The sequence below is a fragment of the Xanthomonas sp. NCPPB 1754 genome (genome assembly GCF_041475725.2).
In the GTDB taxonomy this organism is placed as follows: Bacteria; Pseudomonadota; Gammaproteobacteria; order Xanthomonadales; family Xanthomonadaceae; genus Xanthomonas; species Xanthomonas euvesicatoria.
This window is the reverse complement of the sequence record NZ_CM192982.1, coordinates 1,782,262-1,796,821: the sequence shown is the minus strand read 5'-3', so window position 1 is coordinate 1,796,821 and position 14,560 is coordinate 1,782,262. Positions and strand designations below refer to the sequence as shown.

Here is a 14,560-nt window from a genome sequence, read left to right as displayed (position 1 = left end):
GCGAACCTGCGTCCCCACAGGTCACCGTTCCTGCCGCCATTGTGCCTGCAATCAGGCGCCGGTCGCGACCGGGCGCGAGGCATCTTGCAGCCAACCGCTCCAGGAACTGGCGTAGACGCGCGCGCCGGACAACCCGGCCACTTCCAATGCCAGCAACAGATGGCAGGCCGTCACGCCCGATCCGCACATCACCACCGCCTGCTCGGGCCGGTACGCACCCAGCAACGCGGACAACTCGGCGCGCAGTTCGGCAGCTGGTTTGAAGCGACCATCACGCAGGCTTAGTCCCAGCGGGCGACTCACTGCACCGGGCACGTGCCCGGCCACCGGGTCGATCGGCTCGACTTCGCCACGGAAACGCTCGCCTGCCCGTGCGTCCAGCAACCAGCCCGGCGCCTGCTGCAGGCGCTGCGCGATCTGCTCGGCATCCACCACCGCCGTGGCGTCAAAGTGGCCCGGATACGCGGTGCCGCTGCGCGAGGCAGGCGACTCGGAGCTTTCCGCAAAACCGGCCGCACGCCACGCGGCCAAGCCACCGTCCAGCACCGCCACCCGGCGATGGCCCATCAGCCGCAACATCCACCATGCGCGCGCGGCCGCCATGCTGCCATCGCCTGCGTCGTAGACAACCACCTGGCTCTGCGGATCGATGCCCCATTCACCGAGGCGTCTTGCAAAGGCCTCGCTATGCGGCAACGGATGCCGCCCCTGCGCCGGCCGTGACAGATCTGCAAGGTCGTGGTCCAGATCGGCATAGTGCGCGCCGGGCAGATGCCCCTGCGCGTACGCCTTGCGCGCTGCGTGCGGGTCTGGCGCAGTCGGTGGCGCGGCACGCGCATCCAGCAGACGCAGCTGTGGATGCTGCAACGCGGCCGAAAGCGTGGCGGCATCGACCAGCGTGGTCCAGTTCGGATCGGCACTCATGCAACCTGCTCCAGGCGACGACGAAGATTGAGAAGAATGGCGGCGGTGGCGCCCCAGATACGGTGGGCAGGCCAGTCGTATTCGAGCACGCGTCGCGGGCGTCCGCGGAACTCCAGTTCCACACTGCGCAGATTGTCCGGGTCCATCAGATAGGCCAGCGGCACTTCGAAGACGTCCGCTACTTCATCCGGCTGCGGCACCGCCACGAACGCCGGGTCGATGACCGCCACCACCGGCGTCACCCGAAATCCGCTCACCGTCACAAACGGATCCAGGTACCCCAAGGCATGCACGTGCTGCGCCCCCAGCGCGATTTCTTCGCAACTCTCGCGCAGCGCTGCAGCAGCGGCATCGGCATCGGACGGCTCCATCCGCCCGCCGGGGAAGCTGACCTGCCCGGCATGATGGCGCAGGCTGTCCGTGCGCCGGGTCAGCAACACCGTCGTGCCCTGTTCGCGCGGCACCAGCCCGCACAGCACCGCCGCTTCGGCAGACGGGTCGCCGTCGGTCAGGTCGATCAGCTCGGCATGGTTCCAACCCGGCCCGGCCGGCGCGGTATCCAGCGGATACAGCGCCCGCCTCAACTGCGCGTATTCGGGCAGCCGCGCCGTCAGCGCGCGTGCGGGCAGCACCGTGTGCAGATAGTCCTGGCGTTCGGCGTCGCTCATGCTCATCCAGCGTGCAATTTCATCCAGGCTGCGCAAACAGCCGACGCAGTGCGACTGCGCGTCCAGCGAACATACACCGATACACGGACTGGGCAGAGGGCCTGCCTCGGATCCGACATCGTTGCCACTCATCGCTGGGTCCTGCAGCCGCTGCATCGTTGCATCGTTCTCTTCAGACAATCGCTGGACCAAAACGACAACGCCGGCCTGGTGGCCGGCGTTGTCGCAACAACATCACATGCAATTACTTGACGCTGACCAACTTGATCTCGAACTGCACAGCCACGTTCGGCGGGAACGGGGTACGCGGGTCGGCACCGTAGGCCTTTTCCGGCGGCAGGGTCACTTCCCACTTCGAGCCGGCCGGCATTTGCAGCAGCGTGTCGCGCATGGCCTGCATTTCGACTTCGCTGACCTTGATGGCCGGGATCTGCTGCGCCGGACGTGCCTTCTCGCGGTCGCCGAACGGGAACGGACCGGCCACTTCCAGCTGCACGGTGCTGGCCTGGGTCGGCTTGGCGCCCTTGCCGGCTTCGATCACGCGGTACTGCACGCCGCTCGGCAGCGTCTGCACGCCGGCGGTGCTCTTGTTCTTGGCCAGGAACGCATCGCTCTTGGTCTTGTTGGCTGCAGCGGCCTTGTCGTACTCGGCCTTGGCCTGCTGGGCACGGCCCTGCTCGCGCTTCTGGAACGCCTCAACGGCCGGCTTCAACTGGTCGGCAGTGATGGCCGGCTGCTTCTTGGCATAGGCGTCCTGCAGACCCTTTACCACCGAGTTGATGTCGAGCTGCTCGCCGCGGCCGGTGAGCTCGGCAAGGTTGTTGCCGTAGTCGTAGCCGAAGTAATAGCTCAACTTGCCCTTCTCGGACGTCGTGTCCTGGGCCAGTGCATTGCCCGTCAGGGCCAGGGCCGCCACAGCGACCGCGATAGAACGCAACTTCATCAAACAATTCTCCAGGGTGGTGGCACAGGACGGGTCTGCCGCCTGAGATGACGCGCTAGGATAGCGGCCGCGATACCGAACCGCTACTTATCGCGAAAGCTAGGACCAGCAAGGGTTTGGGAAGTTCCGTGTTTACTATTTTTTTACGTTCGCAAGGGTTCACATGTCCAATCACGTCATTCTGATCGCCGATCACGCCAGCGTCCGGACGATTACGGTCAATCGGCCGGACAAACTGAACGCATTGAACCGGCAGACCATGCAGGCCCTGGATCAGGCGTTCCAAGACGCAGCCAATGCGGACGATGTACGCGCCGTGATTCTCACCGGCGCCGGCCCCAAGGCCTTCGTGGCGGGTGCCGATATCGCGGAAATGAGTGACCTGTCGGCAATCCAGGCGCGCGAGTTCTCGTTGCTGGGCCAGCAGCTGATGCGCCGGATCGAGCGCATGCCCAAGCCGGTGGTCGCGATGATCAATGGCTTTGCGCTGGGCGGCGGCCTGGAGCTGGCAATGGCGTGCCACCTGCGCATCGCCGCAGCAACAGCGCGCCTGGGGCAACCGGAAATCAATCTCGGCCTGATCCCCGGCTTTGGCGGCACGCAGCGCCTGCTGCGCCTCACCGGCCGCGCCGCAGCGCTGGAACTGTGCCTGCTCGGCCTGCCGATCGACGCGGCCCGCGCACTGCAATTGGGCCTGGTCAATCGCGTGGTCGAAGCGGATGCCCTGCACGAAGAAACCCTGGCGCTTGCGCAACGCCTGGCAACTGCAGCGCCGCTGGCACTGCGCGGCATTCTGGATGCGGTGGTGTTCGGCGGCGAATGCGCCATCGAGGAAGGCCTTCAGCTGGAAACCGCGCAATTTGCGTTGTTGTTCGCCACCGACGACATGCGCGAAGGCACTCGCGCATTCCTCGATAAACGCCCCGCCCAGTTCCACAACCGCTGATATCGCCATGACGCTCGAGCTCATTCCGGCATCGCGTCCGTTGCCGCTGCGGTTGTTCGATTGTGTGCAGGCCGACGACCTGGATCGTGCGCTAGCACTCGGCTTGATGGCGTATCTGCCCGACCCGCAGCACGATACGCTGGACGCCGACTGCCCGCAGGTCTGTGCCACGTTGCTCAGCGCGCAACGCCGTCTACAAGACGCCTGGGCCGCGCGCGAACGCTACCGCGCGCGCTCGGCGCGCCTGCAACGGCGCGCCGCCGAACGCGATGCGCGCAGGGCGCCCGCCCTGGCACCCAGCCAACCGGCAACGCCCGCACTGCCGCCGCTGGCCGCTGCCATCCTGGCGCGCGCGAAGGCGAAAGCCGCTGGCGGAGCGCAGCCATGAACACACCCCAGGCAATGGTACCGGCGCGTCGTGGCAGCAGCATGCGCAAGCCCGAGATACAGGAGATGTTCGAGCGCCTGCGCGAACTCAATCCGCACCCCACCACCGAGCTGGAATACACCACCCCATTCGAGTTATTGATCGCGGTGCTGCTGTCGGCGCAAGCCACCGATGTCGGCGTCAACAAGGCGACCCGCAAGCTCTATCCGGTGGCCAACACCCCGCGCGACATTCTCGATCTCGGCGAAGAAGGCCTGAAGCGGTACATCTCCACCATCGGCTTGTTCAACGCCAAGGCCAAGAACGTCATCGCCACCTGCCGCATCCTGCTGGAGCGCTATGGCGGCGACGTGCCGCACGATCGCGCCGCGCTGGAAGCGCTGCCCGGCGTGGGCCGCAAGACCGCAAATGTGGTGCTCAACACCGCCTTCGGCGAGCCCGCCATGGCCGTGGACACGCATATCTTTCGCGTTTCCAACCGCACCGGCCTTGCACCAGGCAAGGACGTACGCGCCGTCGAAGACAAGTTGGTCAAGGTGATCCCGGCCGAGTTTCTGCACGATGCGCATCACTGGCTGATCCTGCACGGCCGCTACGTCTGCAAGGCACGCAAACCGGATTGCCCGGGCTGCGTGATCCACGATCTATGCCGCTACCGCGACAAGACGCCACCGGCGCCTGAGCGGCAAACAAAAACCAAGAATTGAGGCAGCAGTGGCGCCGGAGCAACGGCGCAACCGCGCAACCTGATCCCACTCAGCAAACCACAAGGTCGCAGGCTTTCACGAATCCCGACTCCCGACTCCCGAATCCCGACTCCCCACTCCCCCAAAAAAAAAATCGTGACCGGATGATGCGTCTTTCGGCGCCATGCATCACCCGATCACGATGGGGGTCACCCGGCGCGAACGCCGGGCGTTTACAACACTTTACGCAGCTTTCGCCTGCTCGACGCGCTGTTCCACCAGCACGCCATCCACTGTGGGCTGGCCTTCGACACGTCGATCCAGCTCCTTCCAGTCCACCACCAGTTCGCAGCCGCGTGAGGCCGCATTGCGGCTCCAGTCGCGCAACAACTCGATGCAGGCATGATCGACGTGGTGCAGCTTGGCCACATCCAGATGCAGCGCAGTGTTCGGCGGCACGCTTTCCAGCGTACGTGCCATGGCCGGCACCTTCAGGAAGGTGGCCGAACCCTGCAGGGTCAGATGCATTTCGTCCTTCTTGTCGGCGTGCTCGCGCACCTCGACCTTCAGACGCGACGAATGCAGTGCCAGACGGAACAGCGACAGACCGAAGCCGATCAGCACGCCGGTCAGCAGGTCGGTGGCCACGATCGCGAAGGTGGTCGCCAGGTAGATCGCGGCCGTTCCGCGGCCATAGGTCGCCAGCTCCTTGACCTGCCCGATCTTGATCATCTTCACGCCGGTATAGACCAGGATGCCGGCCAGACAGGCCACCGGCGTCATCCGCAGCAGCCACGGCAACAGCATGGCGAACACCAGCAGCCAGCTGCCATGCAGGATGGTCGATGCACGCGTTGCCGCACCGGCCTGCACGTTGGCCGCGCTGCGCACGATCACCCCGGTCATCGGCAATGCCCCCAGGAAGCCGCAGAGCATATTGCCCACGCCCTGCGCCGCCAGCTCACGGTCGTACTGCGTCCGCGCCCCCTGATGCATGCGGTCCACCGCCGCCGCCGACAGCAAGGTCTCGGCGCTGGCGATGAAGGCGAAGGTCACTGCCGAGACCAGCAAGGTGTGGTTGAACACGCCGAAGATGTCGGAAATGCTGGGGATGCTGATCGCAGAGAACAGATTGGTCGGGACATCGACTTTGTTGACGTTCAAGCCCTGCAACTGCACGGTCGCGGTGACAACCACCACCGCGATCAATGCACCCGGCAAAAACCGCAGGCGCTGCGGGCGCAGCTTGTCCCAGGCCAGGATGATACCGATCGTCGCCAGACCCACGAACAGCGCATTACGGCCGGTTCCCTCGCTGATGGCCTGCCACAACACGCCAGGCAATGCAGCGAAGTTTTCCAGACCGCGGGCCTTGGGCGCGGCATCCATCAAGACGTGCGCCTGCGAGGCCACGATCAGGATGCCGATGCCCGACAACATGCCGGCCACAACGGCCGGCGATGTCATCCGGAACCAGACGCCTGCGCGGCACAGACCGGCAATCAGCTGAATTGCGCCGGCCACCAAGATCACCGGCCCGAGCGCAACAGCGCCGTGCTCCCGCACCAGTTCGAACACCAACACAGCCAGGCCGGCGGCCGGCCCGCTCACCTGCAGCGGAGAACCCGCCAGAAAGCCGACGACCAGACCACCCACGATGCCGGTGATCAGGCCCGCGGCGGGCGGCATGCCGGATGCGATCGCGATACCCATGCACAGCGGCAGCGCGACAAGGAAGACCACCACGGACGCCAATAAATCACGCCCAAACAGTCCCTGGCGGAAATATCCGCCGATACCTGATGTGTTCATGGCAGGCTCCGTCAGGCGAGTTCAGCGCGCACGACTTGCTGCAGTCGCGGGCGTGGAGTGGCTTCGGGGGTGCTTTCGGCCAGCAGTGGCCGGAAGCCACCCTTCTCGGCATCGAAGGCGCGGATCTCCCCGTGCGCGATATCGTAGATCCAGCCGTGGATGCGCAACGTGCCTGCCGCCAGGCGCGCTGCCACCACCGGCTGCGTGCGCAGGTGGTCCAACTGCGAGACCACGTTCTCTTCGGTCATGCAGCTCAGCGCTTCATGGCTCTGCGGATCGTGCCCGTGATGCGCGGTGACATGGCGCGCCGCATCGGTGTGCTTGAGCCACGCTGCCACGGAGGGCACGTCTTCCAGCGACTCCGGCTTGAGCACGGCCTTCATCGCACCGCAGTCGGTGTGCCCGCAGATCACGATGTGGCGCACGCCCAGCACTGCGATGGCGTATTCGATCGCTGCCACCACGCCACTGACATGTTGCGAGTACGGCGGCACCACATTGCCGATATTGCGATAGACGAACAATTCGCCTGGCTGTGCGGAGAAGATCAGCTCCGGCATGACGCGCGAGTCTGCGCAGGTGATGAACAGCGTATGCGGGCTCTGGCCGCCTGCCAGCTCCTGAAAGCGCGCACTCTGGCGCGGATAGACTTCCTTACGGAAATGGCGAAAACCTTCTAGCAAACTTTCCATGGGAGATTCCTCTAGGCAACGAATAGCCATCCGCGGCGCAAACCGCGAATTGCAAAGACAAACAAATCAATTGGGAATCCGGCGCGGAACGCACCGGGTGCAGCGAAAGCGGGGATCAGCCAAGCAGTGCGTTTGGAGGGCGCAGCTGTGGGATCAGGTCGCGTTTTTGATTTGCCGGCGCATGGTGCGCGTGCCAAGAGGGGGAATACCGCGCCAGCATCGGCCATGCTTGGGAGAGCAAGGGGATATCGTCTGCAGGCTGTGTGTCGACTTGGCTCTGTGTATCGCCGTCGTCCTGCGGATCTTCTGCTGCATCGCGTTCTTCGCCAGCATCCACCATTACCGCCAGGCCGTCGCCCACGAACGCATGATGCATGCGCGCGTGCGCATTGGCTGCCGACCACGCGGAAAGCGCGAGCAGGCAGACCAACAGCATTTGGAGGAATCGAGGAAACATGGCCTCGAAGCTAACAATTTTGACGCCGCGTATGCAAGTGGTGCGCCGCACAAACTGACGCATGTGTTCAGGCTGACATAGCGCCAGTTCAGCCCGTCAGCGCCACAGCTGGGAAATTCAAGGCGTTGAGGTTGGCACCGAGTACTGTCATAAAACAGCGCCGTTCAGTTTTTTGACACACACTGACATAGTTGAAACGCACGTAAACTCTTGTCTTTATTGGCAAAAATGACGTATTACGTTTCTGTTGTTTTGTCATATTAACGCAACCTTCACACCCTAGCCTGCGCCCACTTTCTCAGGTCGCAAGGCATCTATGAAACTCGCTCCCACCCTGCTTGGTTCCGCGCTGCTGCTGGCACTGGCCGCCCCTGCAGCACACGCCGAGATCGCCATCGATGTAATCGGTGGTTCGGAAATCTCGCTGGAAGGCCTGGTCCAGGCCGACGGCAACTGGTTCCACAACGATGTGCAGGACCTCAATGGCCCGATCGGTGCCAATGGCGACAATTCCGAGTTCAGCATCCGGCGCGCCGAGCTGGTCCTCAAAGGCAAGGGCCCGGGCAACTTCGAATGGGTCGCCGGCTATGACCCGAGCGTGCTGAAGGAGGTCACCATCCGTGGCACCACCATTCGCAGCACGGGCCGCTTCCTGGATAACAACATCAAGTACAAGTTCGGCGGCAACGCGAACAATTACCTGCAGATCGGCCAGTTCAAGCAGCCCAACAGCCTGGAAGAACTGTCCAGCACCAAGAACAACGACTTCGTCTCCAAGGCGTCGGTGACCAACACCTATGGCATCTCGCGCCGGTTGGGCGTGGCCTATGGCATGGGCGACAACAATTGGAGCGTGACCGCCAGTGCATTCGGCCGCGAGCTGACCCGTAACCAGGCGCACGGCAACGGCTATGGCGCGCGCGGCACCTGGGCGCCGATCAACGAGACTGGCAACGTGCTGCACTTCGGCCTGAGCTACCTGGCCTACGACACCGACGACGACACCTTGCGCCTGCGCGCACGCCCCGACGCCGACCTGACCACCGTTCGCCTGATCGACAGCGGCGCCATCACCAATGTGGACAACGTTGGCGTGGCCGGTGCCGAGGCGATGTGGATCACCGGGCCGTTCAAGCTGCAGAGCGAGTACTTCCAGGAAAACGCTAACCGCATCGGTGCCAATGCGCACGACTATAAGAGCGACGGCTGGTACGTGAGCGGCGTCTGGAACCTCACCGGCGAAACCTGGGGCTACAAGGCTGGCGTGCCGACCACCCCGCTGCCCAACGAGCCGGCATCGGGCATGTGGCAGCTGGCGGTGCGCTACGACACCCTGGACCTCAACGATGGCCACCTGGTCGCCAACGGCAACACACCGTTCGTCGATGGCGTGCTGGGCGGCAAGATGAACATCTGGACGGTCGGCGCCAATTGGTACTGGCGCTCGAACTTCAAGTTCGCCCTCGACTACGCCAAGGTCGACAGCACCCGCTACAACAGCACCACCCGCGGCCTGGTCGACGATAACCCGTCGATCATCGAAGCACGCGCGCAGTTCTACTGGTAAGTGCGTCGCTGCCGCGTGCGATCGGTCGAGCGCACGCGGTGGCAGCGCCGCCACTTCCTGCCGGCCTGAACATCCGACGGCGCAATGCCGTCATCGCCCTGTCATTTCCCAGACACCGCATGGTCATGCCATTGCCCTGCAATGGCACCACGGCGGGACGTCCTCATCCCTTCGCTACAGGAGCTGTTCCGTGATCCACTCCTTCAAGACCCGTCTGGCCGTCGGCGTACTCGCCGCCTCGCTGGCACTGTGTGCCCAGGCTGCCGATGTCACCGGTGCCGGTGCGTCGTTCATCTACCCGGTGATGTCCAAGTGGTCGGCCGACTACAACGCCGCCACCAAGAAGCAGGTCAACTACCAATCGATCGGTTCGGGCGGCGGCATTGCCCAGATCAAGGCGGCCAGCGTGGACTTCGGCTCGTCCGATGCCCCGCTCAAGCCGGAAGAATTGGCCGCTGCCGGCCTGGCGCAGTTTCCCTCGGTGATCGGCGGCGTGGTGCCGGTGGTCAACGTTGCGGGCGTCGCCGCCGGTACGCTCAAGCTGGACGGCAAGACGCTGGGCGACATCTTCCTAGGCAAGGTCAGCACCTGGAACGACCCGGCCATCGCCGCGCTCAACCCGGGCATGAAACTGCCGGAAGGCAAGATCACCGTGGTGCACCGCTCCGACGGTTCGGGCACCAGCTTCAACTTCACCAACTACCTGTCCAAGGTCAACCCGGACTGGAAGAGCAAGGTTGGCGAAGGGACTGCCGTGCAGTGGCCGACCGGCATCGGCGGCAAGGGCAACGAGGGCGTGGCCGCCTACGTGAAGCAGATCAAGGGCGGCATCGGCTATGTCGAGTTGTCGTACGCGCTGCAGAACAAGATGGCCTACACCGCAATGAAGAACGCGGCCGGCAAGTTCGTGCAACCATCGGATGAAACCTTCGCCGCCGCGGCCAACAGTGCCGACTGGGGCACGGCCAAGGACTTCTATCTGGTGATGACCAACGCCGCTGGCGATAACGCCTGGCCGATCACGGCGACCAATTTCATTCTGGTGCAGAAAAAGCCGAAGAACCCGGCTGGCCTGAAGAACACGCTGGACTTCTTCCGCTGGGTCTACACCAAGGGCGATGCGCAGGCCAAGCAGTTGGACTACGTGCCGCTGCCGGACACGCTGGTTACCCAGATCGAGGCGTATTGGGCCAAGAATCTGCCGCACTAAGGACGGCGCAGCCTCTGGTGCAGCGCCAAGGTGGGCAAGCCATGCCTTGAACGGCATGGGCGGTTGTCTGGTCCATGCCGGCGACCTGCAGTGCCGCCTGAAATGGCAACCAGGTGCCCCGCACCGAGGCTCGGCAGCCAGCACGAAAACGCGTAAAGGAACGACGCCGTCTCTCTCCCCGGCGTCGGCCCCGGGACGCGGATCCCGGAGGGTGCCACGCCCTCCGCGGTCCGCGTCCTTTTTTTTGTGATGCGTTGGCCAGAAGGCACTGTCATGCAGGTGTAACAAAAACATCATTTCATAGTGTGGTCTGCCGGAGACACCGGCCAATCCAGCCTCGGAGCTTCCATGAAATTGCAGTCGGCCAGCCTGACCGCCCTGTCCCTCACCATCGCCCTCGCCCTGGCCGCGTGCTCGCCCGGCAAGGACGCGCAGTCCGCAGACGCCGCAAAGGGCGCGCCGACCGCAGGCGCCACTGCCAGCGACAGCAAGGGCGCTGAAATTTCCGGCGCCGGTGCGTCCTTCATCTATCCGCTGGTGTCCAAGTGGTCGGCCGACTACAACGCCGCCACCGGCAACAAGGTCAACTACCAGTCGATCGGCTCCGGCGGCGGCATTGCGCAGATCAAGGCCGGCACCGTGGATTTCGGCTCGACCGACAAACCGCTGGACAGCACGGAACTGCAACAGGCTGGCCTGGGCCAGTTCCCGTCCGCCATCGGCGGCGTGGTGCCGGTGGTGAATCTGGAAGGCATCGCGCCGGGCAAGCTGCGCCTGACCGGCGCCCTGCTGGGCGATATCTTCCTGGGCAAGGTCACCATGTGGAACGACGCGGCCATTGTGGCGGCCAACCCGGGCGTGACCCTGCCGGCCACCAAGATCAACCTGGTGCATCGCTCGGATGGTTCGGGCACCACCTTCAACTTCTCCAACTACCTGTCCAAGGTCAGCCCGGAGTGGAAGAGCAAGGTCGGCGAAGGCACCTCGGTGCAGTGGCCGGGCGGCGTGGGTGGCAAGGGCAACGAAGGCGTTGCCTCGTATGTGCAGCAGATCAAGGGCTCGATCGGTTACGTCGAGCTGGCCTACGCCCTGCAGAACAAGATGCCGTACACCTCGCTGCAGAACGCGGCCGGCCAGTGGGTCGAGCCGAACGCGGAAAGCTTTGCTGCCGCCGCTGCCAGCGCCGACTGGGCCAACGCCCGTGACTTCAACCTGGTGATCACCAATGCGCCGGGCGAGAAGGCGTGGCCGATCACCGCGACCAACTTCATGTTGATGCACAAGCAATCCAAGGACGCCGCGCGCAGCAAGGCGACGCTGGACTTCTTCAAGTGGGCGCTGGAAAACGGCCAGGCCCAGGCCAGCGAATTGCACTACGTGCCGCTGCCGCCGGAGCTGGTGAAGCAGATCGAAGCCTATTGGGGCAGCGAGTTCAAGTAATGCCCTGCACCCGCCCATGCGGCGGGCTGCGCTGCGGCGAGGTACCTGAAGGTGCCTCGCCGTTCCTGCTGTCTCACGCTCCCGCCATTGCGCGGGTGACGAGTCCAATCGAATGAATGCCACCGCCATTCCCGAAGCGATGACCGCGCCACGCGGCCGCGACCTGCGCGACGCACGTGCCGATCGCCTGTTCAAGCTTGCGCTGGCCGCTACGGTCGTTTTCGTCCTGTTGGCGCTCGGCAGCGCGGCACTGTCGATGCTGTGGGGCGGACGCCATGCCTTGCAGATGCAGGGCCTGAGTTTCTTCTATTCGGCCGACTGGAATCCGGTCGAAAACAAATACGGTGCGCTGGCACCGATCTACGGCACCCTGGTCACCGCGGTGATCGCGATGCTGATTGCGGTACCGGTGAGTTTCGGTATCGCCTTCTTTCTGACCGAAGTGGCACCGCGCTGGCTGCGTGGCCCGGTGGGCACCGCCATCGAACTGCTGGCCGGCATTCCGTCGATCATCTACGGCATGTGGGGCCTGTTCGTGCTGGTGCCGGTGATGACCGAACATGTCACGCCATGGCTCAACGATCATCTCGGCACGCTGCCGCTGATCGGCCCATTGTTCCAGGGCCCGCCGTTGGGCATCGGCCTGCTGACCGCCGGCTTCGTGCTGGCGATCATGGTGATTCCCTTCATCTCTTCGGTCATGCGCGAAGTGTTTTTGACCGTGCCCACGCGCTTGAAGGAATCGGCATACGCACTGGGCTCGACCAAGTGGGAAGTGAGCTGGGACATCGTGCTGCCCTACACCCGCTCGGCGGTGATCGGCGGCGTGTTCCTGGGTTTGGGGCGTGCGCTGGGCGAAACCATGGCAGTGGCGTTCGTGGTCGGTAACACGGTGCGCCTGTCGCCGTCGCTGCTGGAGCCTGGCACCACCATCGCGGCGTTGATCGCCAACGATTTCGGCGAAGCCACTGAAACCTACCGGTCGGCATTGCTGCTGCTGGGCTTCGTGTTGTTCATCGTGACCTTCATCGTGCTGGCCATCGCACGCTTCATGCTGATGCAGCTGTCGCGTCGGGAGGGCAACTGATGTCCGCCGCTTCGGTGTCGCAATCGCTGTACAACCGCCGCCGGGTCGTCAACGCCATTGCGTTGCTGCTCTCCTGCGTCACTGCGTTGTTTGGTTTGTTCTTCCTGGCCTGGATCCTGTGGACGCTGGTGTCCAAGGGCGTGCCGGGCATCGACCTCAACCTGTTTACCAAGATGACGCCGCCGCCGATGCAGGAAGGCGGCCTGCTCAATGCCTTCTTCGGCAGTGCGGTGATGTGCGGGCTGGCGCTGGCCATCGGCACGCCGCTGGGCATCGCCGCAGGCACCTGGCTCGCGGAGTACGGCAATGCGCGCAAGGCCGGCGTGGTGGTGCGCTTCGTCAACGACATCCTGTTGTCGGCGCCCTCGATCGTGCTGGGCCTGTTCGTCTACACCTTGTACGTGATGCAGACCGGTGGGCGCTTTTCGGCATTCGCCGGCGCACTGTCGCTGGCCTTCATCGTGCTGCCGGTAGTGGTGCGTACCACCGACGAAATGCTGCGATTGGTGCCGGCGCAGATGCGTGAAGCCGCATTGTCGTTGGGCATTCCGCAGTGGAAAGTCACCGTGCAGGTGCTGTACCGCAGCGCCTCGGCAGGCATCGTCACCGGCGTGCTGCTGGCACTGGCGCGCATCAGCGGCGAAACCGCACCGCTGCTGTTCACCGCATTCGGCAACCAGTACTGGAACAGCAACATCTTCCAGCCGATGGCCAGCGTGCCGGTGATCATGAATCAATTCGCCGGCAGCCCGTACGACACCTGGCAAACGCTGGCCTGGGCCGGCGCGCTGGTACTGACCGTGTTCGTGTTGCTGGTGAGCCTGGGTGCGCGTGCCCTGCTCTTGCGCAACAAGATTTCCAATGACTGACCTTTCCCTCCGGACACCCGACATGAACGATCTCCAAAACGCCAAGCCGATGCATCGCATCGCTGTTCCGGCCGCCACGGGGGCGCCGACGGCGCAGGCGCCGGTGAAGGTGGCCGCACGCAATCTGGATTTCTATTACGACAAGTACCACGCGCTCAAGAGCATCAACATCGAGATTCCCGAAAAGCGCGTCACCGCGTTGATCGGTCCCTCCGGCTGCGGCAAGTCGACCTTGCTGCGCATCTTCAACCGCATCTATGCGCTGTATCCGAAGATGGAAGCGCGCGGCGAGGTGTTGCTGGACAACGAAAACATCCTGTCGCCGAAGTACCCGATGAACCGCCTGCGCAGCAAGGTGGGCATGGTGTTCCAGAAGCCGGTGCCGTTTCCGATGACCATCTTCGAAAACGTGGCCTACGGCATCCGCCACCACGAAAAGCTGTCCAAGGCCGACATGCAGAACCGCGTCGAGCAGGCCTTGCGCCAGGGCGCGCTGTGGGACGAGGTGAAGGACAAGCTGGGGCAGAGCGCACTGGGGCTTTCCGGTGGCCAGCAGCAGCGCCTGTGCATCGCACGTGCGGTGGCGCTGCGCCCGGATGTGTTGTTGCTGGACGAACCGACGTCCGCGCTGGACCCGATTTCCACCAGCCGCATCGAACAGTTGGTGGAAGAGCTCAAGCGCGACTACACCATCGTGATCGTCACCCACAACATGCAGCAGGCCGCGCGCGTGTCCGACTATACCGCCTTCATGTACCTGGGCGACCTGATCGAGCATGACCGCACCGAAACCATTTTTTCGCAGCCATCCAAGCAACAGACCGAGGACTACATCACCGGCCGCTTCGGTTGATGTAAGGCGCGCCAGCGC

15 protein-coding genes are annotated in these 14,560 nt (G+C 64.0%); 9 read left to right on the top strand and 6 right to left on the bottom strand.

The genetic code is table 11. The features are described from left to right. Nucleotides 1–51 precede the first annotated feature (51 nt). The 3 genes from ACCQ15_RS07955 to ACCQ15_RS07945 all read right to left on the bottom strand — a co-directional run bounded on the left by ACCQ15_RS07955 (nucleotide 52) and on the right by ACCQ15_RS07945 (nucleotide 2,535). Nucleotides 52–924, bottom strand: a complete 873-nt coding sequence (locus ACCQ15_RS07955) for a sulfurtransferase (protein ID WP_372381399.1) — start codon at nucleotides 922–924, stop codon at nucleotides 52–54. Further along, the gene (locus ACCQ15_RS07950; protein ID WP_014089834.1) at nucleotides 921–1,724 is read right to left on the bottom strand and encodes a CoA pyrophosphatase; all 804 of its coding nucleotides are present in this window, start codon (nucleotides 1,722–1,724) and stop codon (nucleotides 921–923) included. Before ACCQ15_RS07950 ends, ACCQ15_RS07955 begins: the two co-directional genes overlap by 4 nt. A gap of 112 nt (nucleotides 1,725–1,836) precedes the next feature. Next, complete coding sequence (locus tag ACCQ15_RS07945; protein WP_004429231.1) at nucleotides 1,837–2,535, bottom strand: FKBP-type peptidyl-prolyl cis-trans isomerase; 699 nt, start codon at nucleotides 2,533–2,535, stop codon at nucleotides 1,837–1,839. A 163-nt stretch (nucleotides 2,536–2,698) separates the two neighbouring features. Between ACCQ15_RS07945 and ACCQ15_RS07940 the strand changes: the two genes are divergently transcribed. Genes ACCQ15_RS07940 through nth form a run of 3 tightly spaced genes read left to right on the top strand, consistent with a single transcriptional unit; the run spans nucleotide 2,699 to nucleotide 4,576 of the window. Further along, nucleotides 2,699–3,481: an enoyl-CoA hydratase/isomerase family protein gene (locus tag ACCQ15_RS07940; protein WP_218195582.1), complete on the top strand. Its 783-nt coding sequence runs from the start codon at nucleotides 2,699–2,701 to the stop codon at nucleotides 3,479–3,481. A gap of 7 nt (nucleotides 3,482–3,488) precedes the next feature. Further along, nucleotides 3,489–3,869 carry a hypothetical protein gene (locus tag ACCQ15_RS07935; RefSeq protein WP_057681562.1) on the top strand — a complete coding sequence of 127 codons (381 nt, stop codon included), beginning with the start codon at nucleotides 3,489–3,491 and terminating at the stop codon, nucleotides 3,867–3,869. Continuing rightward, nucleotides 3,866–4,576, top strand: a complete 711-nt coding sequence (gene nth, locus ACCQ15_RS07930; RefSeq protein ID WP_057681563.1) for an endonuclease III — start codon at nucleotides 3,866–3,868, stop codon at nucleotides 4,574–4,576. The genes ACCQ15_RS07935 and nth overlap by 4 nt, the downstream gene beginning before the upstream one ends. Before the next feature lie 222 nt (nucleotides 4,577–4,798). On the opposite strand, the gene ACCQ15_RS07925 is transcribed toward nth, so the two are convergent. From ACCQ15_RS07925 to ACCQ15_RS07915, 3 genes are all read right to left on the bottom strand, one after another. Continuing rightward, complete coding sequence (locus ACCQ15_RS07925; protein ID WP_008572157.1) at nucleotides 4,799–6,367, bottom strand: SulP family inorganic anion transporter; 1,569 nt, start codon at nucleotides 6,365–6,367, stop codon at nucleotides 4,799–4,801. A gap of 11 nt (nucleotides 6,368–6,378) precedes the next feature. Next, entirely contained in the window at nucleotides 6,379–7,059 is a 681-nt protein-coding gene (locus ACCQ15_RS07920; RefSeq protein ID WP_011346996.1) for a carbonic anhydrase, read from the bottom strand. Nucleotides 7,060–7,174: 115 nt separating this feature from the next. Then, nucleotides 7,175–7,495 (bottom strand): hypothetical protein, encoded by a 321-nt coding sequence (locus ACCQ15_RS07915; RefSeq protein WP_014089829.1) that lies wholly within the window; start codon nucleotides 7,493–7,495, stop codon nucleotides 7,175–7,177. A gap of 337 nt (nucleotides 7,496–7,832) precedes the next feature. Here ACCQ15_RS07915 and ACCQ15_RS07910 point away from each other — a divergent pair, with 337 nt between their 5' ends. The 6 genes from ACCQ15_RS07910 to pstB all read left to right on the top strand — a co-directional run bounded on the left by ACCQ15_RS07910 (nucleotide 7,833) and on the right by pstB (nucleotide 14,542). Next, on the top strand, nucleotides 7,833–9,083 hold the full coding sequence (locus ACCQ15_RS07910; protein WP_008572160.1) for an OprO/OprP family phosphate-selective porin: 1,251 nt from the start codon (nucleotides 7,833–7,835) through the stop codon (nucleotides 9,081–9,083). Between the two features lie 190 nt (nucleotides 9,084–9,273). Next, nucleotides 9,274–10,293 carry a phosphate ABC transporter substrate-binding protein PstS gene (gene pstS / locus ACCQ15_RS07905; RefSeq protein ID WP_071118289.1) on the top strand — a complete coding sequence of 340 codons (1,020 nt, stop codon included), beginning with the start codon at nucleotides 9,274–9,276 and terminating at the stop codon, nucleotides 10,291–10,293. Nucleotides 10,294–10,641: 348 nt separating this feature from the next. After that, the gene (gene pstS, locus ACCQ15_RS07900; protein ID WP_008572162.1) at nucleotides 10,642–11,733 is read left to right on the top strand and encodes a phosphate ABC transporter substrate-binding protein PstS; all 1,092 of its coding nucleotides are present in this window, start codon (nucleotides 10,642–10,644) and stop codon (nucleotides 11,731–11,733) included. A 112-nt stretch (nucleotides 11,734–11,845) separates the two neighbouring features. After that, nucleotides 11,846–12,820, top strand: a complete 975-nt coding sequence (gene pstC / locus ACCQ15_RS07895) for a phosphate ABC transporter permease subunit PstC (RefSeq protein ID WP_003487154.1) — start codon at nucleotides 11,846–11,848, stop codon at nucleotides 12,818–12,820. Further along, nucleotides 12,820–13,689: a phosphate ABC transporter permease PstA gene (gene pstA, locus ACCQ15_RS07890; protein ID WP_008572164.1), complete on the top strand. Its 870-nt coding sequence runs from the start codon at nucleotides 12,820–12,822 to the stop codon at nucleotides 13,687–13,689. The genes pstC and pstA overlap by 1 nt, the downstream gene beginning before the upstream one ends. Nucleotides 13,690–13,711: 22 nt before the next feature. After that, nucleotides 13,712–14,542: a phosphate ABC transporter ATP-binding protein PstB gene (gene pstB, locus ACCQ15_RS07885; RefSeq protein WP_005913798.1), complete on the top strand. Its 831-nt coding sequence runs from the start codon at nucleotides 13,712–13,714 to the stop codon at nucleotides 14,540–14,542. The last annotated feature ends 18 nt before the right edge of the window (nucleotides 14,543–14,560 follow it).

What these genes read in the sequence shown, in the direction of transcription:
- nth (WP_057681563.1), top strand. Translation starts at nt 3,866, where the DNA reads ATGAACACACCCCAGGCAATGGTACCGGCGCGTCGTGGCAGCAGCATG.
- ACCQ15_RS07955 (WP_372381399.1), bottom strand. Translation starts at nt 924, where the DNA reads ATGAGTGCCGATCCGAACTGGACCACGCTGGTCGATGCCGCCACGCTT.
- ACCQ15_RS07935 (WP_057681562.1), top strand. Translation starts at nt 3,489, where the DNA reads ATGACGCTCGAGCTCATTCCGGCATCGCGTCCGTTGCCGCTGCGGTTG.
- ACCQ15_RS07945 (WP_004429231.1), bottom strand. Translation starts at nt 2,535, where the DNA reads ATGAAGTTGCGTTCTATCGCGGTCGCTGTGGCGGCCCTGGCCCTGACG.
- ACCQ15_RS07915 (WP_014089829.1), bottom strand. Translation starts at nt 7,495, where the DNA reads ATGCTGTTGGTCTGCCTGCTCGCGCTTTCCGCGTGGTCGGCAGCCAAT.
- ACCQ15_RS07950 (WP_014089834.1), bottom strand. Translation starts at nt 1,724, where the DNA reads ATGAGTGGCAACGATGTCGGATCCGAGGCAGGCCCTCTGCCCAGTCCG.
- ACCQ15_RS07910 (WP_008572160.1), top strand. Translation starts at nt 7,833, where the DNA reads ATGAAACTCGCTCCCACCCTGCTTGGTTCCGCGCTGCTGCTGGCACTG.
- pstS (WP_008572162.1), top strand. Translation starts at nt 10,642, where the DNA reads ATGAAATTGCAGTCGGCCAGCCTGACCGCCCTGTCCCTCACCATCGCC.
- ACCQ15_RS07940 (WP_218195582.1), top strand. Translation starts at nt 2,699, where the DNA reads ATGTCCAATCACGTCATTCTGATCGCCGATCACGCCAGCGTCCGGACG.
- pstC (WP_003487154.1), top strand. Translation starts at nt 11,846, where the DNA reads ATGAATGCCACCGCCATTCCCGAAGCGATGACCGCGCCACGCGGCCGC.
- pstA (WP_008572164.1), top strand. Translation starts at nt 12,820, where the DNA reads ATGTCCGCCGCTTCGGTGTCGCAATCGCTGTACAACCGCCGCCGGGTC.
- ACCQ15_RS07925 (WP_008572157.1), bottom strand. Translation starts at nt 6,367, where the DNA reads ATGAACACATCAGGTATCGGCGGATATTTCCGCCAGGGACTGTTTGGG.
- ACCQ15_RS07920 (WP_011346996.1), bottom strand. Translation starts at nt 7,059, where the DNA reads ATGGAAAGTTTGCTAGAAGGTTTTCGCCATTTCCGTAAGGAAGTCTAT.
- pstB (WP_005913798.1), top strand. Translation starts at nt 13,712, where the DNA reads ATGAACGATCTCCAAAACGCCAAGCCGATGCATCGCATCGCTGTTCCG.